Genomic DNA, 14,661 nt, shown 5'->3' with positions numbered 1-14,661 from the left:
CTCTAAAATCAATAAAAACGCAATAAAACTCACTTTCGAATAAAAATTTTACGATGGATGATAAAAAATCGAGCTGTAAATTCGTAATTTTACAATCTAATCTACATCGTTTTCGAAATGAATCCAAATATTGAAACCAATCCGTTATTAGAGCGATTGCCTAAACATTTACAGCAATTTATTAAACCTCAAAATTATAGCGATTACACTCCTATCAATCAAGCGGTTTGGCGATATGTTATGCGCAAAAATGTAGATTACCTTTCTAAAGTAGCGCATCACTCTTATTTGGAAGGTTTACGCAAAACAGGAATCGAAATTGATTCTATTCCTAGCATGTACGGAATGAACCGAATTCTAAGCGAAATTGGCTGGGCAGCAGTTGCTGTTGACGGATTTATTCCGCCAAATGCTTTTATGGAATTTCAGGCATATAACGTTTTGGTTATTGCTTCAGACATCAGACAATTAGAACATATTGAGTATACTCCTGCCCCAGACATCATTCACGAAGGTGCAGGCCACGCTCCTATTATTGCCAATCCAGAATATGCTGAATATTTAAGACGTTTTGGCGAAATAGGATGTAAAGCCATTTCGTCTCATAAAGACTATCAGATGTACGAGGCGATTCGTCTGCTTTCTATTTTAAAAGAAGCCGAAGATACGCCACAAGAAAAAATCGATGAAGCTGAAAAAGCAGTTGCCGATTTGCAAAACGACATGGGCGAATTGTCTGAAATGGCTCAAATCCGAAACCTGCATTGGTGGACAGTAGAATACGGTTTGATTGGAACCGTTGAAAATCCAAAAATATATGGCGCAGGATTGCTTTCTTCTATTGGTGAAAGTGCGCACTGTATGACGGATAATGTGAAGAAAATCCCTTATGATATTACTGCGGCGAATCAGAATTTTGATATTACGCAATTACAGCCACAACTATATGTAACGCCAACTTTTTCTCATTTGAGTTTGATTTTGGAAGAGTTTGCCAATAAAATGGCTTTACGAACTGGAGGTTTATCTGGAATCCAGAAATTGATTCAATCGAATGCTTTAGGAACGATTGAATTAAGTACAGGTTTACAAATTTCTGGAATTTTTACCAATGTAATTGAAGAAGAAGGAAAACCAGTTTACATTCAAACAACTGGAAAAACTGCACTTTCAAATCGCGAAAAAGAATTAGTTGGACACGGAACTTTAACACACCCACACGGATTTGGAAGTCCGATTGGGAAACTGAAAGGTTTTAATCTAGCGATTGAAGACATGAGTCCGAAGGATTTACAAGCTTACCGAATTGTAGAAAACGAAACGGTTAAATTGGAATTTGAAGGCAATATTATTGTGGAAGGAGAAATCATTACAGGTTCTAGAAACTTACACGGAGAAATCATTCTAATTAGTTTTAGAAATTGCACGGTAACTCATGGAGAAACGATTTTGTTTCAGCCAGAATGGGGCAATTATGACATGGCAATTGGTAAAAAAGTGGTTTCTGCTTTTTCTGGCCCTGCCGATGTCAATAGTTTTGATTTAATAAATATCGTTCCTTCGACTAAAACGATTAAAGCAAAACATACAGAGGAACGCGACGAATTGGAGCATTTATATGCAACTGTTCGTGACATTCGAAATAATAAAAATTCTCAAAACGAATTACAATCTGTTTTTGAAAAATTAAAAAGCAACCATGCAAACGATTGGCTATTAAGTATTGAAATCGCTGAGCTTTTGAAAGATTCTAGCGAAAAACAGCTTTTACAAGAAGTCCTGGTTTATTTGGATCAATTGAAAGAAAGACGTCCCGAAATAGCGCATCTAATTTCTGGCGGATTGGATTTGATTTTTAATAGTTCTCATTTGCCACAAAGCCACTAAGACGCGAAGGTTTTATTTTTTTTCACGCAGATTTTTGTTGATTTAAGCTGATTGTGCTGATTTTTTTAATCTCGGAAAGGCGCAGAGTCGCAAAGTTATTTTGCTTGTTTTGTCATTTCGACGAAGGAGAAATGACAAAATTGTGGAAAGCCTTTGTAACTCTGAACCTTTGTTACTTTGTCACTTAGAAACTCAAATCCTAAAGCTTCAAATCCTGAGTCAACTCAGTCTCCGATTCAATAGTTTTTCCGTTGTATTGGAGTTTCCAACCCATTGAATTGGTCATGATTAAAATCTTCGACAACTCACTGATTAATCTATTTTGAGCGTTAGTTTTAAGCGTAGATTTTTCTATTTTTTTTGCCAGATTCGCTTTTACCGATTTATTGATTTTGTTGTAATCATCTCCCGTAAAAGGATTCAGTTTACTTTGTTCTACATCGTAAAACTGAATATCCGGATTTATGGTAATTTCTTCTTTTGGAATATTTAAAATCGTAATGGTTTTGTTTTTTTCATCAATATCATATTTCATTTGATGCAAATCGTAGGCAACAGTAACATTTGCATTCACAACAACTAATGCTTTCTTTTCAAAAGAAACCATGTCCATCAAATATTTCTGTTGGTTTTTATATGTAATCACTTCGGAGAAATGCCCTTCGGTAACGACCAATTTTCCGACGTTAAGAATCTGCTGCTGAATCAAATTAGTATTATAGTTTATATCTGAATCATCTTCTTTTTTGAATTGGCAGTATTTAAAACCCAAGACAATAAGTAAAACAATCGCACCAACACCTATAATTCTTTTGATCAAATTTTGCATTCCTTAAATATTTTAGACCAATTTACTTCTTTTTATTCTTTTCTCTGCCACGAAATTGTTTCTTTTTTTTCGCCACGACTCGAGCGATAGCGAAAAAAATCCAAGCTAAAAACTAAAACGGATATCCAATAGCGATATTCAAAATTAGATTGTCTTTTCTCCAAGAACTGCTTCCGAAATTAATATCATCAATTACCCATCTTTGTCCATCTGGCAATGCTGGATTTCTAAGCGGAATGGCTAAATCGGTTCTTAAAACCAAAAACGACAAATCGAAGCGCAAACCTGCTCCTGCTCCAATCGCAATCTCTTTCATAAAATCTTTCGAAATTTCAGCTCCTGGTTTATCAGGATCGGCATGTAAAAGCCAAATGTTTCCTGCATCTAGAAATACTGCACCTCTCACAATGCTGAATAATTTAGCGCGATATTCAGTGTTGAATTCCAATTTCAAATCGGCTGACTGATCTGGTGTATAGTTATCCGTTGTTGTTGGCGGAATTACATAACTACCCGGACCTAAAGTTCTGGCTCTAAAAGCTCTGATACTATTTGTTCCTCCAACTACAAACTGTTTCGACGCAGGAAGCGTTCTCGAATTTCCGTAAGCAAAACCTGCTCCAACAATCAATCTGCTGGCTAATTCGCTTTCTTTCCCTAACTTTAAATAATGTCTAAAATCGGATCTGATTTTTACATATTGGCTAAATGGAACGTCGAATATCGTTTTTAGATTATTATTGTAATCTGCACCTGTAACCAAACCTGTTAGATTTCCAGCCAAATCTAATTCTCCATTAAAATAGATGGTGTTTCTTTTTCGCTTTTGCATCGTATTGGTATAGGTATAATTGTAAGTTGGACCGAAAATCAATTGTTTTTCAATTACTTTTCCTAATGCTGGATCTTGTTGTATATCTTCCAAATATTCGGCTGTAACATGATTTGGACTAACATACGTCACATCGACAACATTCAATTGATGTTCTTTACGAATGTTTTCTTTCCACATATATCCAAACGAAGTATTGAAAGAATTCAAAGCATAAAGCTGTGTTCTTTTTTGGTATTCGTAGCGCAAAGTTGCTTTTGTTCTAGGCACATATTCGCTGTTTCCTTCAATATTGAAAGGTGTTATAAATCTTGGCCAAGTCAAACTTACTTCACCTCCAAGTTTATAGATATTTTTGCCTTTGTTTACTCCACCAAGCTGAAAATCGGCTCCTCCAAAAACAGATGCGGTAAACAATTCTGCTCCTTTTAAAAAGTTTCGATTGTTCCAATTTAAATTTAATTCTGTACCTGTATAACTTGCAGAATTCGTTTTACCAATCACTTCAACACGAATAAACTTTTTAGGTAAAAGAGTCAAAAAGTAATACGAATTTAATGCATTCGGAATCGAATCTGAAGGTTTGAATTCGTTTTTTACAAAACTGAAAGTCCCCAAATTTACAAATCGGTTTAAGGTCAAATTATGATCTTTTCTGTTGTAAACATCTCCTTTTTTGAAATAAATGGTTCGATCGTAAATTCTTGGTTTAAAAGTTTCTGCAGTATCAATTATCGTGAGATCTTTGTATTGCGTCATATTTCTTTTTCGATACACCACACTATCATTTGTGAGAGAATAATTGGGGTACACAAAAATCTTATCAATCTTGTATGTCGTCAAAGCTTTTACTGGCGTATCGTCTTTTATAACCAATCTTATTCGCACCTCGTGATCGCCTTTGCTGCTGTCCACTTTTGCTAAAATATAATCTGGATTAAAATAGAAATATCCTTTTTCTTTCAATCTTGCATCGATTCTTTCTCTTTCTGCTTTTATAATATCCAAATCATAAGGTTGACCGACTTTAAGCAAACTTCTTCTATGGCTTTTTGCGATAATCTTAGACATTTTTAAAGAATCGTCTGGAAATATCACGCTTTTTATAATGTATTGTTTTCTTGGCGTAACAGTATATTCGGCAGTAACTCTTTTGTTTCGGACAGTAGAATCGGCGCTTACGCGTGTCTTAAAATAACCTCTGTTTTCTGTAAAATTTCGAAGAACAGAAGCATTGTAATCCAAATCGACTTGGCTAAAAAGTACAGGTGGTTCCCCTACTTTATTTCTTAGCCAATATCTTGTTCCTTTCTCTTTTTTAGGCTCGCCAGCAAGATTGTAAATCAATAATTTTGGACGCAATCCTAAAAATTGTTTGTTTGGTTTTGGGCGCAATAAGCCCTCAAGTTCCTTTTCCAAAGCTTTTCGATTTTTCTTTTTCATAATCGAATCTTTTATGGTTACAGAACGGCCTGTATAAAGCAATTCGCCTTCTGGGAGATATTTTGTATTACTGCATCCTACCACAAAAAATAAGGAAAACAGTGCGATACACTTTATATAAAATGGGTTTATATGATTATGTTTTCTGCTCATTTCCTTCTATTGTTTTTTCGTCTTCGTTCTCCTGCAATTTTTCCTTTTCTTTCTGCTCTTTCTTTTTCTGTTTTTCTTTTTCCTTGCGGATTTTCTCTTCTCTAATCAATTCTTTTTCTGCTTCTGTGCGATGAAAAAGCTCTCTAAATTTATTGTAACTCATCGTGATAACAAAAGCAACTCCTGTCTCAATTACTTGACCTTCCACGGCAACCTGATATTGATTCTTGCGATATGCGCGAACCATATAACGGCCGTCTTTTGTTAATTGATAATCCAGAGCAACATCGCCTGCAATATTGGTTGTTTCTTCGTTGGCGCGCTCTTGTCCTTCTACTCCAAAACTGCTTCCAACGGTAACTTTCAATCGATCGTCTAATAGTTTTTTAGAAACTTCAACATTCAAATCGGTTCTGTTTTGCATCGTCCCTGTTGTGTAATCTTCTGTCGATTCTAAGTCAAAATTCACTTCAAATCCTTCGATAAGATCGCCCGCCAGATTATTTAATTGCTGTGAAAGAATTTTACTCACACTCTGTCTAGCAAAAGACTCTGCACTTACGCCACCACTTTCGCTCGCAAACGGATTTTCGCCCACAAATCGGTTTAATAATAAAAGTGCAAAAACCTGTTTATTCAATTCTGCAGGATCTTGTTCTAATTGTTTCAATTTTGTCTGCGTCATATCGACAACATCTGTAGAAACATTGTAATTTCCTTCTGGAAGCACAATTCCAAATGAAATTTCAGGCTTCAGCAATTCTCCATTCATTTTCAATAAAGTCTGAAAAGGAAGTTTTTGCTTGTATGTATTTTGAACTGCTGGAGTTAGATTTTTCAATTGGCTTCCTAATAAATCAATCGGTGCTGTATTAACTTTATAAATGGCTGTAATATTTAAAGTTGCCATTGTTGGCTCGCCATTCCAAGTGATGAAACTTCCTTTCTGAATGTCAAATTTTCTTTTGATTCCGTTGAAATTCATTTGATAAGAACCATCTGAAAATTCATATTTCCCAGTTAAAGTCGTTTTTCCAGATTGATCGATTCCGCCGACTAATTCCGCTTCACCTTTCAAATTCAAATAATCGCCATTTCCTTTATCAATTAGCAAAGTCAATTCTGCTTCTTTATTAATAGAAATGGCAACATTGACATCCATTCCTTTCAACTCAGACTGATTCAATTTGTTTTGCAGATCAACCGTTTGTTTAAGATAGGCATTGTCTTCATCGACAAATTCTACAATTCCTTCGCGATCTGCAATAGATGGATCTGATTGCGGCATCACAACTGTAAACTTGGTTTCTTTATTGATTTTAATGGTTCCGTCTATGACAGGACTATCGAGATTTCCTTTAATGTCTAGTTTTGTATCTAAAAATAAATCGCCATAAAACAAATCGTTGTCTTTTGCTTGAGAATGAATCGCTCTAAAATCTTCTGCTTCAACTAGTAGATTGAAATTGTATTTTACAAAATCAGGAGATTGAATCGTTCCGTTTACGTATAATTCATTGTCATTTTCATCAAAAAGAGAGAATTTGTCAAATGAAATCGTTTCGTTGCTAAAAGTGATTTTTTCGTTTTTAGTTTTAAAATATGAATTGAGTTGCGTCACTCTAAAACCAGCATCATTGAAGTTCAATTCTCCATTAATTTTTGGAGCTGAAGTGTTTCCAGTCAATTTAAAATTTCCAGATAAAAAACCTTCTCCTTCAGTAATATTACCCATACTAAAACCTTGAATACTTTTGATATACAGCTTGTTAATTGCAACATCAAAATCAAAATTTCCAGCGTCTAATTGATAATCTCCCGTCAGTTTCAAATCATTTCCTTCGTCGCTAAGCGTCACATTCGCGGCAAGCGTATTAGCAGTTTTATTGTCAACTTTTATTTCTAAATCACCAACTTTTGATCCTTTAAAAGTAAAATCATCAATTTTTAAATCTGATGTAAAAGTCGGATTCGTCATCACGTTTTCAACCAAAGCATTTCCGTTTATCAAACCTTGCATCAACAATTCATCTTTCTTAACCATATTCATAATGGTTTCAATTTTGAAGTTTACAAAGTCGACTTGCAAAGGTGCATTGTCCTGATTTCCTTGAGATTGTATTTTTAATTCATTTCCGTTATTATTCAAATTGAATTTATTGACATACAATCGTTTTTCTCCAATTTCAATTGCATTTTCTGGATCAACATTCCATTTATCATAATTTAAAATGAAGTTTTCAGAATCCAGTTTTATTATATTTTTAGAATCTTCTGCTCTAAATTCGCCCGCAATAAAATACTGCTGTTTTTGTTTTGCATCCTGAACTTCAAGCGCATAAGTCAAAATATTGTTTTGAACTTCTCCGCTTAAACTGGTAAACGGAATTTTTAAAGAACCGCTTTCAATTGTCGCCACAGAAACCGAATATTCTAAAGCATTTTCTTTAGCTTCAATATTGATTTTCCCATCAGAAATGGTGTTGCTTGCGTAAACAATTCTCGGAATCGTTCCTTTTACTTCCAAAGAATCAGTTTGGTTATTGTATTTTCCATTAATCGTAAAAGGCTCTAAACCTGTGAGTTTTGGCAATAATTTAAAAAGAACAGGATCATTATCCACTTTCAGCATAAACGCCAATCTTTGCTCGTCTGATTCTGCGTTAACTTTTGGGTTTTTAAGATCAATATATTTCGATAATGATTTTTGAATTGAATTTGATAAAGTTGTCAGTTTGTATTTTCCGGTTACCTCGGCTTTTAGAAACTGAGACGAAATTTTAATCGAATTGCTGTCTTTATCCGCGAAAGCAAAAACGCGAATAGAATCTAAAACAATCGGTTCAACATCTTGCAAAATCTGAATGTTGGATAAAAATACTTTTCCGTTAAGAAAATCAGGATTACTGTTGGTAATATCGGCATCAACATTTCCGCGAAGTTTCATCGGGCCTGCGTGCAGATTCAGTTTTTCTAAATCGGCAATATCTAAATTCAGTTTTAATTTTACCGTTGGATATTTGTCTTTTGTATCTCCGCTTGCAACTAAATCGAAATTCAGATTTGGATCTTTCATTCCTGATTTTACGGCGAACGAACCATTTTCGATATTTCCTTTTAAAGCTAAATCTCTATAAGTATATCGATTAAAAACCGCTTTCTGTACCAAACCATCAATCGCTGCATTTGCGGTTTTAGGATCTAGACCATTTCCTTTAACTTTCGCTTTAAGCGTAATTTTTCCAATTGAATCGTTTTTAATTAATCGGCCTAAATCAAATTCCTGCAACGAAACATTTGCATCGTATTTTTCTCTTTTCTTAATTCGCTGATCAAATAAAGCATCCACTTTTGCATTTCCGAAACTGCTGTTCAATGCCAAATTGGTTTTGAAATTCTGAACCGAACCTTTAAATTTTCCTTGCAAACTTAACTGCGAAGGCAATTGAATATTTTTCGGAATTGTTCCTGCAGGCACAAACATATTGATGTCTTTTGACGTACTCGAAATCTTTTTGATGTTGAGATCATAATAGGCTTTTTGAGCATCAGGAAGTCCCGCAATCTTCCCCGAAAGGGAAACTTTTGTAGACCCGATTCCGCTCATTTCAAATTTCGAAATAGTCAAATCTTTTACTTTTCCGCTCACACGACTGTCGACATACAAAATCGCATTCGGATTGCTTTTAAACGGATTGGATTTCTGCAAATCTGGAACAAAAAGCAAAATGTCTCTAAAACCAATTTTCGACTGTTTTAAATTAGCATCAATCGCAAGATTTCCTAAATCTTTTTGAAGTGATTCGAGTGATTTGTATTGTGCCTTAACTTTGTCTTGTACAAGTGTTTGCGGTGTTTTTAAATACAAATTCTCCAAAGAGGCATTTTTTGGTCCGTAGAAGAAATCTGTTTTTAAAGCTTGAATCTGCAAACCGCTTTTTTCATTTACGGTCAAAGTTTTAATATTCCCTGAAATAGTATCGTTTCCGTAATACAATTTCTCTGCCTTAAAGTTGAATTTATTCAAATCTAAATGTGCATAATCAATACCTTTTGTTTTCGGTTTTGACTGCATATCATCAAACTTAAAAGCGATATTTTCTAGATTGGTTTCATCTAGTTTTACTTTCCAGCCTGCTTGTTTTATGGCCGTTGTATCTAAATCTGGTGTCTGAATCTGCTTATCTTTTGCACCCAGACGTAAATTTCCTTTAAGATTTTTAACTTCAAAAGTATCAAAATCCAGAAACTGTTTATTAAGATCAATCTCATTTATTACTAAATTTAAATTTCCTAAATTAATGCCCGAATTTAATTTCGAGTCTTTATTATCATATAAAATATCAATTTTAGATAAAGCTATTTTATCCAATTTCAGTTTGAAATCTGGACGTTTCGAAACCGTATCAACCGTTTTAACTGAAACTTCTGCAATCTTCTCCACAACATCCTGATCTAAAACCACTTTCAGTCCATTCAAATTGATCGTTGGAATATTGAAATCCATTTTGTCTAAATCGAATTGCTTGAATTTGGTATCAAAATGCGTAAGATTTACTTGAATATCATTTTTCGAATAATCATCTTTAAAATTAAATTTAACTTGATCGAGATTTACCTTTACAACAGAAATTTTGAACGGTTTAGCATTTGGATCTTCAACTTTTGGTTCTTTAGATTCAAATGCTTTTATGATATAATCAAAATTAAAAACGCCGTCTTTGTTTCTTGAAATATTAGCTTTTACATTTTCTAATGAAACCGAATTGATTTCTAATTCACTGCTAACCAATTTAAAAAGATCAACATCAACTTCTAATCGTTTGCCTGCCAATAAAGTATCTTTCTTTTGATCTTCAAAATAGAAACCTTCCAGCACTACATCTTTTGGAAACTTGATTAAGATTTTATCTAAAGAAACTTTGGTTTTGATCTTGCCTTGAAGATACGTGATCGCTTTATCTTTAACGAAATTCTGGACTGACGGAACTTGAATTAAAATAATGAGAAGTAATAAAAGCGTAATAACAGAACCCACACACCAAAGCAGTATACGAAGTGTTTTTTTTAAATAATGAATGGATTTCTTATTCATACGCCAATAAAATCATTAAGATTAAAATTGCTTCTGAAAAAAGCAGGATTAGACATCTTACAAAAATGTAAAATTTAAACCTTAACAATTTACATAATTATGAGGAATTATTCTAAAATTTTACTGCGAAATTACTTTTGCCTCGAAGGCGCAAAGACACAAAGTTTTCTTTTTAGCGCTGTGGAAAGCTGCAAAAAGCAATACTAAAATTTAATATGCGGCAGTTTTTGTCCTAAGATTTCAATTTTTTGCTGCAGTTTTGAAAGGAATTTTTGATGCTGTTCTGATTCTGGATTGAAACTTCTGTGGCGCAGACTTTTCTGGATTTCGTCTACTTCTTTCATAACAGAAAAACTATCTTCTGAAATATGGCTTTCGCTGAAAAGCTTCCAAATATAATCTATCGCAATTTGGTTAGGATGCAGCATATCTTCGTTGTAAAAACGATAATCGCGAAGTTCGTCCATCATGATTTCGTAGGAAGGGAAATAATCGAAAGTCGAAAGTCGAAAGTCGAAAGTCTTATGCAAAGCTGTAAACAAATGTGATTTGCTTAATTGGTTTTCTACAAAACCATCTTTAATATGACGAACTGGAGAAATCGTAAATATAAAATTGATGTTTGGATTTAAAGCTTGAATAGCCTCAATTGTATTTTGAATGCTTTTCTGAATTTCTTCTGCTGATAATAATTCTTTTGAGAATTGCTTTTGAGGAACTTTATGACAATTGGCTACAATTTCTTCACTTTCTAGATTTCTATAAATCCAAGAAGTGCCATAAGTGATAATGATATGCGTGGCTTCTTTTATTTGTTTATGAGTTTCTGTAATCGCTTTATTTAATGATTCCAGCAATTCCTGTCGATCTGAATTACTCAAATCAGAATGTACCTCATAACTATGCCAGCGTTCATTATGAAAGAAAACGTCTTTTTCGCCAAACAAATCTTGCTTAGAAACTCGATCAAATAATTTCTCGATAGAAACTGGATTAAAAATTATCCCAAACGGATTGGTTTCGTTCTGGAATTTAAAATAATCGAATTTGGCCGCCATATTTTCTGCAAAACAGGAACCAATAGAAAGTATTTTCGAATTATAATCGATGGGATTGTTACTTTTTGAAATTGTTATTTGGGTTCTGAATTGCATAAGATTTTATTTGAACACGAATTTCGTTAATTATCGGGCAATAAAAAAACCAAATACAGATAAGTATTTGGTTTTTCAGAAATCACTTTTTATTAATAAGTGTATTCTATATCAAATTCAATTGTTCCGCTATTGGTATATGATGTATTTTTAGTAGGATAATTACTGTCATCATAAGTGTAGTCTCTCAAAAAAATCACAGGAGTAGAGTTCGGAGATGGTTTATTGGTAATTTTCACAACATTGTTTTTACCAATTTCTCTAATATCGTCTAACAATAAATCTAAGCCAACAATATTTTTTAGCGGATTGTTTTTATTATCATATTCATAAACATACGACCATATATTTCCTGCACGTCGCACAAGATTCCCATTTTCATAGTTTAGCGTTCCTTCAATGGTCTTAGTCTCTACTTTCGTATCATTATTAATGGAATAAGTCACGAATGAAATTAATTCGTTTGAAGAATGTATGTAAACTGTTTTATGAGTAAATACCCAATCAGGACTGAGTGCATCGCTTGTATGGGAAATCTTAGTATCTAATTTTCCATTTTTATATGAATAAAAAGCTTCTTTTGATTTAAACTCTTTTCCTTGTTTGTCTTTTTCGTAGACCACTTGTTTTGTTATAAGATTGTCTGTATAAGTAAATAACGTTCTTTTATTTGCTCCTACAATACTGTTAATTTTGTTGCCATCATATCTAACTAAACCTATCTCAATGGCTTTTTCAGTTTCTGGAGGATAGGTATACGTAATAGTTTTAGGCAGTATTAAATTTTCCTTTTTAGAATCAGTGTCACTCGAACAAGACGTTATAACTAAGGAAATAATAGCAGAAAGCAATACAAGTTTTTTCATTTTAATTAAGGTTAAGTTGGGTTGGCCAAAAATATACTAAAAGTATATAATTAGCAATAATTTCTTACCTTTATTTCTATTTACTAAATTGCAGTAAAGGTTTTATACATTGATTGCTACTCAATTTTATTTCAAATTTTATTTCCTAAAAATTAAAACCATTATAGCAATGTTTAATTTAGGATAAAAAAAAATTACATTTTTAATAACAAAAACCAACTACACAAACTAAAACATTTCCTTACTTTTGCATCTTCCATTTTTTTAAAATCTTATATGAAATTATTATATACTTACATTGTCAAACATAAAATGCTCTTATTTTTTGCTTTGATTATGGCTACTATCAACATTTGTTTCAGCTTGTCAGACTCAGTAATTACCGGAAAATTGATGCAGGATTGCGGGGTTGGTTTGGCAAAATATAAAGGAAACGAAATCGGATTTATCAAATCATTGTCTTTCTGGCTCGGGCTTTCACTTGGCGCCGCAATGATTTCCAGAATCACCAAAAACTTTCAGGATTATTTCACCAATGTGGTCATTCAGCGCACTGGTGCTCAAATGTATACGGACGGAATTAAGAAATCCCTTGATCTTCCATATGCAGAATTTGAAGATCAGCGAAGCGGAGAAACGTTGAGCAAACTGACAAAAGTTAGAATTGATTCTGAAAAACTGATTACACTTTCTATTTCACTAATCTTTCAAACTATTATCGGATTCATTTTCGTAATCGTTTATGTGGCGAGAATCGATTTTAGAATTTCCATTATCTTTTTAATTACAGCGCCGATTATCGCTTTGGTGAGTTTGTATTTGGGTAAAAAGATTAAGATCGTTTCTAGAAAGATTGTAAATCAGACGAATGCTCTTGCGGGTTCTACAACAGAAAGTTTACGAAATATCGAGTTGGTAAAAAGTCTTGGTTTAACGTATCAAGAAGAAAAACGTTTGAACTTAAATACTTTTAAAATTCTTCAGTTAGAACTAGAGAAAATCCGTTTTATTAGAAGTTTAAGTTTTATTCAAGGAACCACTGTTCACTTTTTGAGAACTTGTGTTGTTTTTGCGCTTTATTATTTCCTTTTCGGAGGAAAAATCATAGTTGGTGATTTATTGACAATGGTATTTTTCACGTTCTTTATTTTTGGACCTTTACAGGAATTAGGAAACTTCATTATTGCTTTAAATGAAACGAAAGTTTCAATGGAGAATTTCAAAAACTTATTAAATGCTCCAAAAGAATTTCGTCCAAAAACGCCTAAACATATTGGTGCGATTCAGAAATTACTTTTCGAAAATGTTAGTTTTCAGCACAAAACAGCCAAATTTAAGGCGGTTGAAAACATCAATTTCGAAATCAAACAAGGGCAAACCGTTGCTTTTGTTGGTCCGTCTGGATCTGGAAAAACAACTTTGGTTAAACTATTGGTTGGATTATATACACCTGAAGAAGGACATGTTTTATATAACGACATAGATTCTACAGATGTTGATTTATTAGACTTAAGAAAACAACTTGGTTTTGTCACTCAAGATGCTCAATTATTCTCTGGAACCATTCGCGAAAACTTACTATTCGTTAAGCCAAATGCAACGGATGAGGATTTATACGACGCTTTAAAACGTGCAAGTTGCGATAAACTTCTGAGACGTGCAGAAGACGGTTTAAACACCACAATCGGAGAAGGCGGAATCAAAGTGTCTGGTGGTGAGAAACAGCGTTTGTCTATCGCCAGAGCAATTTTAAGAAATCCGAATTTATTGATTTTTGACGAAGCAACTTCTGCTTTGGATTCGATTACCGAAGAAGAAATCAACGATACAATTCGAAATATCTCTGATAAAAACAGAATTACCGTTTTAATTGCGCACCGTTTATCAACTGTAATGCATGCTGATAAAATATTTGTTCTGGAACAAGGAAAAATCATCGAACAAGGTAAACATGAGGATTTGATTGTCGAGAAAGGATTGTACTATGCAATGTGGCGTCAGCAAATTGGGGAACGTAAATAAATTTTCAAGCTACTAAGATGCTAAGGTTCTAAGTTGCTAAATTTTTTTTTGCGACCGATTAAAAGATTAAACTGATTAATCCTGAAAGTAAAATATTAACCCGACAGGTTTTTAAAACCTGTCGGGTTAACTTTTTAGAAACGTACTTTTTATATTTTAATCAAATAAACGCACTATTTGTCATTTCGACGAAGGAGAAATCTCCGCCAGAAGCTCCAAAGATTGGCGATTTTCTTTGCGGAGTTTCTAGTGCGATTTCTCCTTTCAGTCGAAATGACATAAAATGAGAGAAAAAAACAAAAACCCGACAAATTTTTAAAACCTGTCGGGTTTATTTTTGAATTATAAAAAACTTAGATTCTCAGTAACTCAGAATCTTA

At 33.5% G+C, this 14,661-nt stretch carries 7 protein-coding genes; 2 read left to right on the top strand and 5 right to left on the bottom strand.

Features of this window, described 5'->3' with window-relative positions; all coding sequences use genetic code 11:
* Positions 1-117: 117 nt before the first annotated feature.
* Positions 118-1,887, top strand: coding sequence for an aromatic amino acid hydroxylase (locus tag ABTV69_RS09610; protein ID WP_433835805.1), 1,770 nt, complete (start codon positions 118-120; stop codon positions 1,885-1,887).
* A gap of 199 nt (positions 1,888-2,086) precedes the next feature.
* Here the strand turns inward: ABTV69_RS09610 and ABTV69_RS09605 are convergent, their stop codons facing one another.
* From ABTV69_RS09605 to ABTV69_RS09585, 5 genes are all read right to left on the bottom strand, one after another.
* A complete protein-coding gene (locus tag ABTV69_RS09605) occupies positions 2,087-2,716 on the bottom strand; it encodes a DUF4230 domain-containing protein (protein WP_433835803.1) in 630 nt (209 codons plus the stop codon).
* Positions 2,717-2,828: 112 nt separating this feature from the next.
* Positions 2,829-5,144: a BamA/TamA family outer membrane protein gene (locus ABTV69_RS09600; RefSeq protein WP_433835801.1), complete on the bottom strand. Its 2,316-nt coding sequence runs from the start codon at positions 5,142-5,144 to the stop codon at positions 2,829-2,831.
* Complete coding sequence (locus tag ABTV69_RS09595; protein WP_433835799.1) at positions 5,128-10,239, bottom strand: translocation/assembly module TamB domain-containing protein; 5,112 nt, start codon at positions 10,237-10,239, stop codon at positions 5,128-5,130. The genes ABTV69_RS09600 and ABTV69_RS09595 overlap by 17 nt, the downstream gene beginning before the upstream one ends.
* 203 nt (positions 10,240-10,442) lie before the next feature.
* A complete protein-coding gene (locus ABTV69_RS09590; RefSeq protein WP_433835797.1) occupies positions 10,443-11,393 on the bottom strand; it encodes a GSCFA domain-containing protein in 951 nt (316 codons plus the stop codon).
* Between the two features lie 92 nt (positions 11,394-11,485).
* On the bottom strand, positions 11,486-12,259 hold the full coding sequence (locus ABTV69_RS09585) for a hypothetical protein (protein ID WP_433835795.1): 774 nt from the start codon (positions 12,257-12,259) through the stop codon (positions 11,486-11,488).
* Positions 12,260-12,535: 276 nt separating this feature from the next.
* On the opposite strand from ABTV69_RS09585, the gene ABTV69_RS09580 reads away from it, so the two are divergent.
* Complete coding sequence (locus ABTV69_RS09580; RefSeq protein ID WP_433835793.1) at positions 12,536-14,281, top strand: ABC transporter ATP-binding protein; 1,746 nt, start codon at positions 12,536-12,538, stop codon at positions 14,279-14,281.
* The last annotated feature ends 380 nt before the right edge of the window (positions 14,282-14,661 follow it).

This window comes from Flavobacterium anhuiense, assembly GCF_050990855.1.
GTDB lineage: Bacteria > Bacteroidota > Bacteroidia > Flavobacteriales > Flavobacteriaceae > Flavobacterium > Flavobacterium anhuiense_C.
This window is presented reverse-complemented; position numbering and strand designations above follow the sequence as displayed.